Source organism: Litoribacterium kuwaitense (genome assembly GCF_011058155.1).
GTDB classification, from domain to species: domain Bacteria; phylum Bacillota; class Bacilli; order Bacillales; family DSM-28697; genus Litoribacterium; species Litoribacterium kuwaitense.
In genome coordinates, this window is sequence record NZ_JAALFC010000040.1 from 22,112 (window position 1) to 30,271 (window position 8,160).

Annotated in this window: 13 protein-coding genes; 8 read left to right on the forward strand and 5 right to left on the reverse strand. The window is 41.9% G+C overall.

Going from position 1 to position 8,160, the window contains the following annotated elements:
- Window positions 1–27: 27 nt before the first annotated feature.
- Window positions 28–381, reverse strand: coding sequence for an arsenate reductase family protein (locus G4V62_RS15850; protein WP_165203912.1), 354 nt, complete (start codon window positions 379–381; stop codon window positions 28–30).
- Between the two features lie 145 nt (window positions 382–526).
- On the opposite strand from G4V62_RS15850, the gene G4V62_RS15855 reads away from it, so the two are divergent.
- Complete coding sequence (locus G4V62_RS15855; RefSeq protein WP_212508808.1) at window positions 527–805, forward strand: hypothetical protein; 279 nt, start codon at window positions 527–529, stop codon at window positions 803–805.
- Window positions 805–1,131, forward strand: a complete 327-nt coding sequence (locus G4V62_RS15860; RefSeq protein WP_165203915.1) for a spore coat protein — start codon at window positions 805–807, stop codon at window positions 1,129–1,131. The genes G4V62_RS15855 and G4V62_RS15860 overlap by 1 nt, the downstream gene beginning before the upstream one ends.
- A 77-nt stretch (window positions 1,132–1,208) precedes the next feature.
- Here the strand turns inward: G4V62_RS15860 and G4V62_RS15865 are convergent, their stop codons facing one another.
- Both G4V62_RS15865 and G4V62_RS15870 read right to left on the reverse strand, forming a co-directional pair.
- Window positions 1,209–1,898, reverse strand: a complete 690-nt coding sequence (locus G4V62_RS15865; RefSeq protein WP_165203918.1) for a phosphatase PAP2 family protein — start codon at window positions 1,896–1,898, stop codon at window positions 1,209–1,211.
- A gap of 69 nt (window positions 1,899–1,967) precedes the next feature.
- Window positions 1,968–2,720, reverse strand: coding sequence for a hypothetical protein (locus G4V62_RS15870; protein ID WP_165203921.1), 753 nt, complete (start codon window positions 2,718–2,720; stop codon window positions 1,968–1,970).
- 198 nt (window positions 2,721–2,918) lie between these two features.
- Between G4V62_RS15870 and G4V62_RS15875 the strand changes: the two genes are divergently transcribed.
- The 5 genes from G4V62_RS15875 (at window position 2,919) to G4V62_RS15895 (ending at window position 6,659) form a co-directional block, all read left to right on the forward strand.
- Window positions 2,919–3,269 (forward strand): hypothetical protein, encoded by a 351-nt coding sequence (locus tag G4V62_RS15875; protein ID WP_165203923.1) that lies wholly within the window; start codon window positions 2,919–2,921, stop codon window positions 3,267–3,269.
- A 73-nt stretch (window positions 3,270–3,342) separates the two neighbouring features.
- Window positions 3,343–4,041 (forward strand): PspA/IM30 family protein, encoded by a 699-nt coding sequence (locus G4V62_RS15880; RefSeq protein WP_165203926.1) that lies wholly within the window; start codon window positions 3,343–3,345, stop codon window positions 4,039–4,041.
- 95 nt (window positions 4,042–4,136) lie between these two features.
- The gene (gene liaF / locus G4V62_RS15885) at window positions 4,137–4,964 is read left to right on the forward strand and encodes a cell wall-active antibiotics response protein LiaF (RefSeq protein ID WP_165203929.1); all 828 of its coding nucleotides are present in this window, start codon (window positions 4,137–4,139) and stop codon (window positions 4,962–4,964) included.
- Window positions 4,964–6,031, forward strand: coding sequence for a sensor histidine kinase (locus G4V62_RS15890; protein WP_165203932.1), 1,068 nt, complete (start codon window positions 4,964–4,966; stop codon window positions 6,029–6,031). Before liaF ends, G4V62_RS15890 begins: the two co-directional genes overlap by 1 nt.
- The gene (locus G4V62_RS15895; protein ID WP_165203935.1) at window positions 6,024–6,659 is read left to right on the forward strand and encodes a response regulator; all 636 of its coding nucleotides are present in this window, start codon (window positions 6,024–6,026) and stop codon (window positions 6,657–6,659) included. Before G4V62_RS15890 ends, G4V62_RS15895 begins: the two co-directional genes overlap by 8 nt.
- Before the next feature lie 34 nt (window positions 6,660–6,693).
- On the opposite strand, the gene G4V62_RS15900 is transcribed toward G4V62_RS15895, so the two are convergent.
- A complete protein-coding gene (locus G4V62_RS15900; protein WP_165203938.1) occupies window positions 6,694–7,272 on the reverse strand; it encodes a YhcN/YlaJ family sporulation lipoprotein in 579 nt (192 codons plus the stop codon).
- A 116-nt stretch (window positions 7,273–7,388) separates the two neighbouring features.
- On the opposite strand from G4V62_RS15900, the gene G4V62_RS15905 reads away from it, so the two are divergent.
- A complete protein-coding gene (locus tag G4V62_RS15905) occupies window positions 7,389–7,889 on the forward strand; it encodes a DUF421 domain-containing protein (RefSeq protein WP_165203941.1) in 501 nt (166 codons plus the stop codon).
- Here G4V62_RS15905 and G4V62_RS15910 read toward each other — a convergent pair.
- Window positions 7,873–8,160, reverse strand: a 288-nt coding sequence (locus G4V62_RS15910; protein ID WP_165203944.1) for an RNA-guided endonuclease TnpB family protein, incomplete at its 5' end; no start/stop codon positions are given. The genes G4V62_RS15905 and G4V62_RS15910 overlap by 17 nt on opposite strands.

The window sequence follows — 8,160 nt, forward strand, 5'->3', positions numbered from 1 at the left end:
CTTAAGAGGCAGTTACCGCTGATTGTGTTATGTAAGCCACGTCTCGTTAAAACGATCCTCATTAAAGCCAACCGTTGCTTTCTTTCCATCCGTCACGATAGGTCGTTTAATTAACATACCGTCGGATGCCAACAGCTCTGCTTTCTCTTGGTCCGTCATGTCATCAAGCTTATCCTTTAAGTTAAGTTCACGATATTTTTTCCCGCTTGTATTAAAGAATTTGCGCATAGCAAGCTCATTTTCTTTAGACCAGTATAAAATATCTTCTGCGGTTGGAGGCTCATTCACAATATGAACGACGTCCCAATGGACATTGTTTGCCTGCCCCCACTTTAAAGCTTTTTTACATGTACTACACGGCGGGTAAACATAAATTTTCATAAGGTTCTTCTCTCCTTTTTACATTAGAATGCCAATCCATTCATTCTTTATAACCTTTTCCACTGCTCTCCGGTGATAATGCTTCATTCCAAAAGCATACTAATGGTGATCCCGTAAATCATTTTGCTGAGAGGAGCCAGATACAATGCAAGGACAACAAATGCAACAGACATCTGCGTCTCAATTTATGCCGCAGCCTCCAGAGGTTATCACGACAAAAGATCATCTTTACCTTACTGACATGATGAATTGGAATTTAACTGCCGCGAAGAAATGTCACGATTTTGCTTTAAGGTGTCAAGATGTTGAACTGTCTCAGCTATTAGATCAGACGAGCCAAATGCATAAAAAACATTATGAGCTCATCCTAAACGAACTGAATAAGAGTGTTCAGCAGCCGGCAATGGCAGGAGGGATGCAATAATGCAGCAGCAAAAAATCCAAAATAACGAAAGCACCGTCCCTAAAACGACAGCTATGAATGATAAAGACCTAGTCACTGATGCTCTTTTTACGGAGAAATATTTGACGAGTTCGTACGATACGGCCTTAAATGAAATGAGTCATGCGGCTCTGTTTCAAGCTATCCAACAAATTCAGTCAGATACGCAAGCTTGTCAACGCCAGCTTTATGACGCTATGTTCCAAAAAGGCTGGTATACGCTCACACCAGAGCAGACGCAATCGATTCAAGCATCGGCGCAACAGTTTTCCCAAGATAAAGCTCAGCTTCCAGGAGCTGCATTTTAATCTGTCAGCTTTTGTAGACAAAGTCGAATACGGCTTTGTCTACTTTATTTATAAAAAACGCTACCCCCATATCTTATTTAAGAATAAGACGACAATAACTGCCTCCTCCTTCTAACGCTTCGTCTCCATTCCATAATACTCAATGCAGTAAGCACCCATACAAGTCCTGCCGAAAAACCTGCCAATATATCGGTTGGATAATGAACATCTAAAAAAATGCGACTTAATCCAACAATTGTAACGAGAAGTATCGTACATACAATCAAAACTACCTTGCTTACAGTGTTTTTCATTTGCCTTTGAATCACATAGGCGGATAATCCGTAGATAATACACGCGCCCATGGCATGACCACTCGGGAAGCTATAGCCTGTCCCATCGACGGTTTCTAATATAATGGGCCTTTCCCGCTGGAATACCTGTTTGAGTAAAGAATTTAACAGCCCGCCACTCGCACATGCTAAACCGAAAAAAACAATGGCCGTTACAGATTCGTTTTTCAAATACAACCAGATTGCGACCGCGATCGTGACAATCGTTAGCCATAAAACGGAACCAAACTCAGTGAGTATAGTCATCCATTGCAGAACAGCTGGCGTTGTCCATTGATCGACCCATCCATTAACAAGCGTATCAAAGCGAAAACGTTCATCGGCTAAAATGGTGTCCCCTAATTCGAAAAAAACCCACACCGACAGGATGGCAACGACGGCTCCAGTTCCAAGAAAGATAAACGACGTCGAAGACTTCTTGTTTGCTAACTTCACTTTATCTCAACCTACCTGTAAATCATTTTCATTTAATCTTTACCCGAAGTCGAGCAGCTTAAAAACGTTCTAAAGCCCATTCTCTTTTCTTCTTATAAAAACGAGGTAAGCACTGTAAGATGTCGTTTTTTTCTTTTCCTCTGCCGAATCGAGCATATCATCCATATTGGAGTAACTGCCTATAAGCCAAAGGGGGGTTCTTATATATGTACGGTTTGTTTCAGTTTCACTAAATTGTAACACCAGTCCGTCTTCGGAAAGCTCAAACAAATGTGTTGCCAATTCAATTGACAGTGCAGGAACGACTTCTTTTTGAGAAAAGAGAAACCGTTTTTTTTGAAGGTGTTTTGCATATTGGCTTGTGATAAATTGTCCAAACAAAAATATGTAATTGGTTGCTTTTTGATAGTAAATCTTCGTATAAAATCCGTCATCCTGCGATAAAAATGCATACCGGTTATGCAGCACCGGAGAGAATGGCGTTCGTACAGGGCCCATCTTATGTCCTAAAAAAAGTAAATGAGCGATGTCAATGTCCGTTAAAGTGTTCACGCTCTCCATATCATCTACGTCTACCCAACACATTTTGCCTTCTGTCTTTTTATCGAGCAGCGGCATCGTCTCTGCCGTTGCATAAGGAAGCATCGTATGAAGATTCACATCAGGCAGAAGGCTGTCTTCTTTTAAAAGCAAAACGTTTTTTAATGGAAAACGAGTGGCTTTACGAAAATCATAAAAACTCATTCCATGCGTAAGCACCATCTGTTGTTCTTGCAAGTTAAGGATATAAAATAAAGATTTCCTTTTATCTTGATTTGCCATGGGCTCCTCCTTTCAATGATCATTTTACACCATCTTACGTGTGATGCTCCTTTTGTGACAAGCATTTACCCTCCGGATGAGTTAGCGATCAGACTATAGTCTGAGGCAAAACCGTTCATAAGCTCGTTATGAGAAAGCCCGTACTCGCTTAAACTAAAGTCATGCAAGTGAGATTTAGTACGAAGGAGGGATAACACATTGTCAAATCAAGCAAAACGTAAACATCCTGTCCTAGGCATTGTGCTCACTGGAATGGGCATTCTCATTTTCCTAAGTGTACTTGGTCTGAACTTAGGCAACTTGATTCGCTTAGGGATCGCAGTACTCATTTTCTACTTCGCGTGGAATTTGTTTACGAAACGATCAAACGTAGGCGCAATTATTCTCACAGTGATTGGTAGCCTTATGCTGCTAAGCTCCCTTGATATTCTGATTGGTCTAGGCTTATCGGCATTGCTGATGTATTATGGCATGCGTTTGTACAAAAAAGGATTGATGATGATATTAACATCGTCGTTCCACCACAAGGCTTTGAACAACCCACTGTGAACTATTCATTTGACGCAGAGTTTGAAAAAACGATGAACGAAAAATCTACAAAACCATTCGGAGGGAAAAACTTATGATCTTTAAACGACTACGCGACATTACAAAAGCTGGTATCCATGATGGCATTGATAAACTCGAAAATCCTGTATCCTTACTTAATCAATACATTCGTGACCTTGAAGAAGAGATTGCAAAAGCACAAGAATCTGTCAGCAAGCATATGGCCATTGAAGATCGTTTTAAACAACAGCTAAACAACACGAAAACACTGATCGAAAAGCGCACCCAGCAAGCGCAAGCGGCTATGGAAGCCGGCGAAGAAGAACTCGCTCGCAAGGCCTTAACCGAGCGATATCACCACGAGCAAAAGATTGCTTCCTATGAAGATTATTATACGCAAGCAAAAGAACAAGTGAATGAATTACAAGCACAATTACGTGAACTTAACAATCAATACCAGGAATTAAAAGAACGCAAGCATGCCTTAATTGCTCGTGCGAATGCCGCAAAAACACAAGAACAAATGCTGACAGCGATGGAATCCTTCGATAAAGAAAGTGCTGTAAAAGGCTTTGCACGTATGGAAGAACGCATCAATGAAAAAGAATCACGTGTACGCGTGATGCGTCAACAGCAGCAATTTTCTTCCACATCACAACAAGTGGAGAACTTAGAAATGAAAAAGACCATTGATGACCAGCTCGCACAACTTAAAACTCCAACAACAGCACAAGAGGCGACTTCGTCAGAAAACGCCAGCTCCTCTTCCTGAGGAGCTGGATGTTTTGCAACAACGCTTCTTCCAAAGCAAAAATTGTAGTAGAATAAGCACAGCTTGTGTTTTTCTGTACGAAAGGGGGTTGGACCATGAAACATAAAAATCATTTATTTGGTTTGGTGATTTTAGTGCTCGGCATATCCATTTTGCTTAATATTCTTTTTGGTTTCAGCACTGCCGCCTTTTTTGGTCCAGCTTTGTTGCTGATTTTAGGGCTTTACTTCTATCAACAAGGCACTAAGCTTGTTGGCGGTATTTTATTTCTCGTCGGAATCATCGTCTTCTCAAGAGAATTTCTTCATATCGACATCGCTGGTTTTCTGATCGCATTGATCTTTATTTACACAGGATACCGGCTGCTCGTTGATCAGAAAAAACATAAGCGCCGTAAACAAAAAAAGCAAGAAGAGCCTGCATTTGAGCCGGATCTCGATAAAGAATTTGATCGTGAGTTTGAAGAGGCCATGGGGCAATATTCGTCCTCAAATACACACACCACAAATCATTCGGCTCATGACCAGACAGCAACAAACGATCATACGACCTTCACAATGTCGAGAAGCTCGTTAATTGGAGATTTTAAGCTCACTGATCAACGTTTTGAATTAAAGCATTCAAAATTCTCCAATGGCATCGGTGACATGACCATCGACTTATCGAAAGCGATTATTCTTCAAGAGCAGACGAATTTGCAGCTCAGTGGGATGATTGGCGATATTACGCTTTACGTTCCTTACGACTTGGATGTCTTCGTAGAAGCTTCTGTCACTGTTGGTGACCTCGAAGTCCTCGGCTATAAACAAGGAGGCATTAATCGAAAAGTCAAAGTGAAAAGCAACCGTTATGATTACTCAACAAAAAAGGTATACATCGACATTTCCCTTCTCGTTGGAGATGTATCAGTGAGGTACATTTAATGCAGCAGCAAAAAAGATTATCTAATACCCAATGGAAAATGGTTCGACATGGCATGTGGTTATCGGTCATCATTAGCACGATGACACTCCTTTTTCTCACATTGCTTGGGAAGCTCACATGGCCCTGGTGGGTGGAAGCGACCTTTTTAGGCATTCCTTATTCTTTTTTGTTGCTCGCTTTTTGTTCAATATTTGGAGCAGCTGCCGGATACATCATTGGCAACCTTTTAAAAAAGAGAATTGAATTATTTTCACAGAGCATACTTTCTCTGGAACGAGGCAACTTTACGAAACGCATTCCTGATATCGGCGATGATGAATTTGGAGATATGGCGAAACAATTAAATGCGATGGCTGAGCGAATCGAGTCGCAAATGGCATCTTTACAAAAGCTTTCCAACGAACGAGCGGAATGGAGTGAAGGAATGCGCCAAAAAGCGGTCAACGAAGAACGACAGCGGCTCGCTCGCGAGTTGCATGATGCAGTAAGTCAACAGTTATTTGCTATTTCCATGATGTCTTCTGCCTTAAAACAGACCATTCCGGAAGAGATCCCGGCAAAAAAACAAATTGAAGCCGTTGAGCACATGGCAGGAACGGCCCAATCAGAAATGAGAGCCTTGCTCCTTCATTTACGCCCTGCACATCTAGAAGGAAAAGGTCTTGTTCAAGGGCTTGAAGAACTGTTGCTCGAGCTTCAATCAAAGCAAGAGGTTGACATCTCGTGGGAAATGCAAACACCGACGGACATTCCCAAAGGTGTTGAAGATCATTTGTTCAGAGTTGCTCAAGAAGCTTTATCAAATATTCTTCGTCATAGCCAGGCCAATGCGATTGTTTTTAAGCTTACGACTGTACAAAAACAACTCCGAATTGAAATTGTTGATAATGGGATTGGCTTTGAAGTCGATCAACAAAAAACGTCCTCCTACGGGCTGAAAACGATGCAGGAGAGGATCAATGAAATCGGTGGCGTCTTAGCCATCCATTCAATCGTTGGTAAAGGCACAACTGTTCAAATGAAAGTCCCGTTATTCATCGAAAAGGAGAGCAGAGAACATGATTAACGTATTACTAGTCGATGACCATGAAATGGTGCGAATGGGTCTTGCTGCATATTTATCGACGCAGCATGATATCAAAGTGGTTGGTGAAGCTTCGAATGGACAAGAAGGAGTTGATATGGCTCTTTCGTTGAATCCTGATGTGATTCTGATGGACCTTGTCATGGAAGGGATGAATGGGATCGACGCAACAAAAGCCATTATCCAGCAGCAACCCGATGCTCGAATTATTGTGCTTACGAGCTTTATTGATGACGAAAAGGTGTATCCTGTGATCCAAGCTGGAGCCATGAGTTATTTGTTAAAAACATCAAAAGCATGGGATATTGCCCAAGCAATCCGTTCAACATTTCGCGGTGAAGGTGTCATGGAAACAAAGGTAACATCGAAAATGATTGAGCATATGCGAAATTCCAACCAAACACATCCCCACGATTCTTTAACGGGGCGAGAACTTGAAGTACTCAAATTAATTGCTGACGGTCAATCCAATCAAGATATTGCAGATTCTTTATCAATTACGATTAAAACAGTGAAAACGCACGTCAGTAGCATTTTTCAAAAGCTAGATGTATACGACCGAACACAGGCAGCCATCTACGCTATTCGAAATGATATCGTCGACAATTAAAAAAAGCCCCTGCCATAGGCAAGGACTTTTTTAATTACTGAGCGTTTGGAAAGACCCGTTGAATCATTTTGTTAAATTCTTCAAAGAATCCTTCGACCGGCTCTCCGTTCTCAACATCATCTGCGTAACCTTCAATACGGTCTAGAAAATCTGCATTTGCGGAGACATATACACGTTCTATGCTGTCATCTGCCTCCCGCACCTTATCTGCTACTTTTTTCTTCGTTTCTGAAGATACGGCGTCTTCGTTTCCATCTTGTAACTCTACACCGACATAAGCGTTGCGATTGGTCATGATGACCGTGGCATCTTCAACTTCTTCCAGATCTGTGACGCGCTCTGCAGCTTTATCAGCAATCTGCATAGGCTGATTTTCCATATTCATCTGCTGATTGGAGTCAGCCATTCTACGGACCCCTTGCTGCCCATCCATCGTATTATCGTAACGCATATTGTAACGATTGTTGTCATAACGGACTTGGCGCAACTCAGCGTCACTATTACGCTGCATGCTCTGTTCACCATTATCAGTCGTGCCATTTGCACAGCCTGTTAAAAGCGCGGCAGCTGCAGCACTGGATAGTACATAGTTTAAAATTCGTTTATTGTCCATGCGTCTCTTCCTTTCGTCTAAGGTTACGCTTTCTTAGCATGGACATTCTCACTGATTATATGCACACACATACAATTCCCTTTAACCGTAAATACTGTAAATCGGGAGGGATGCTTATGGGGCAAGAGTTCCTACTTATTTTACTACGAGTCATTACGATACTTCCCTTTTTGTGGCTTGTGATTTTATTTATGGGAAGACGTTCAATGCAACGCCTGCCTATCTTTGACTTCATGATTGTTTTAGCCATTGGTTCCATTGTTGGTGCCGATTTAGCTGACCCTGATATCGCCCATTGGCCGACCATCACGGCATTGTTTCTCGTTGCATTGCTACAAAAGGTTGTCGCGCTCAGTAAATGGCGGTGGCGGCGTTTTCGAAAAGTTGCTGGTTTTGAGCCACTTCTCGTCATCGTCAATGGAAAACTGTTGTACAAAAGACTGCAAGATATACAATACAACCCGGAAACGATATTAAGTATGCTCCGCGAGCAAGGGGTGTTCTCTGTTAGTGATGTAAAGCTTGGTTATATCGAGCCCACTGGAAGCTTGTCGGTCCTAAAGCAAACACCTGATGCGACGTTTAACCGCCAGTTATTGATTAAGCTATCCCCGTAGTTCCTACGGTTAGAAGCCTTATCGCTTCGTGTTTAAGATTTTGTCCTGCGTTAATATCTCGATTGTGATGTGTACCACAAGAGGGGCAATTCCACTCACGAAGGTTGAGATTCTTAACGTCTTTATTTTGGTAGCCACAGCACGAGCATAGTTGACTGGAAGCAAATGTTTTTGATACAGCAACGACTTGTTTGCCATACCATGTCGCTTTGTACTCCAGTATGGTTCTAAATTGTGACCATGATGCTTCACTGATGGCTTTAGCTAACTT

Excerpts from the sequence above, each read along its gene's own strand:
- G4V62_RS15855 (WP_212508808.1), top strand. The coding sequence starts at position 527 with ATGCAAGGACAACAAATGCAACAGACATCTGCGTCTCAATTTATGCCG.
- G4V62_RS15895 (WP_165203935.1), top strand. The coding sequence starts at position 6,024 with ATGATTAACGTATTACTAGTCGATGACCATGAAATGGTGCGAATGGGT.
- liaF (WP_165203929.1), top strand. The coding sequence starts at position 4,137 with ATGAAACATAAAAATCATTTATTTGGTTTGGTGATTTTAGTGCTCGGC.
- G4V62_RS15905 (WP_165203941.1), top strand. The coding sequence starts at position 7,389 with ATGGGGCAAGAGTTCCTACTTATTTTACTACGAGTCATTACGATACTT.
- G4V62_RS15860 (WP_165203915.1), top strand. The coding sequence starts at position 805 with ATGCAGCAGCAAAAAATCCAAAATAACGAAAGCACCGTCCCTAAAACG.
- G4V62_RS15870 (WP_165203921.1), bottom strand. The coding sequence starts at position 2,720 with ATGGCAAATCAAGATAAAAGGAAATCTTTATTTTATATCCTTAACTTG.
- G4V62_RS15880 (WP_165203926.1), top strand. The coding sequence starts at position 3,343 with ATGATCTTTAAACGACTACGCGACATTACAAAAGCTGGTATCCATGAT.
- G4V62_RS15890 (WP_165203932.1), top strand. The coding sequence starts at position 4,964 with ATGCAGCAGCAAAAAAGATTATCTAATACCCAATGGAAAATGGTTCGA.
- G4V62_RS15850 (WP_165203912.1), bottom strand. The coding sequence starts at position 381 with ATGAAAATTTATGTTTACCCGCCGTGTAGTACATGTAAAAAAGCTTTA.
- G4V62_RS15900 (WP_165203938.1), bottom strand. The coding sequence starts at position 7,272 with ATGGACAATAAACGAATTTTAAACTATGTACTATCCAGTGCTGCAGCT.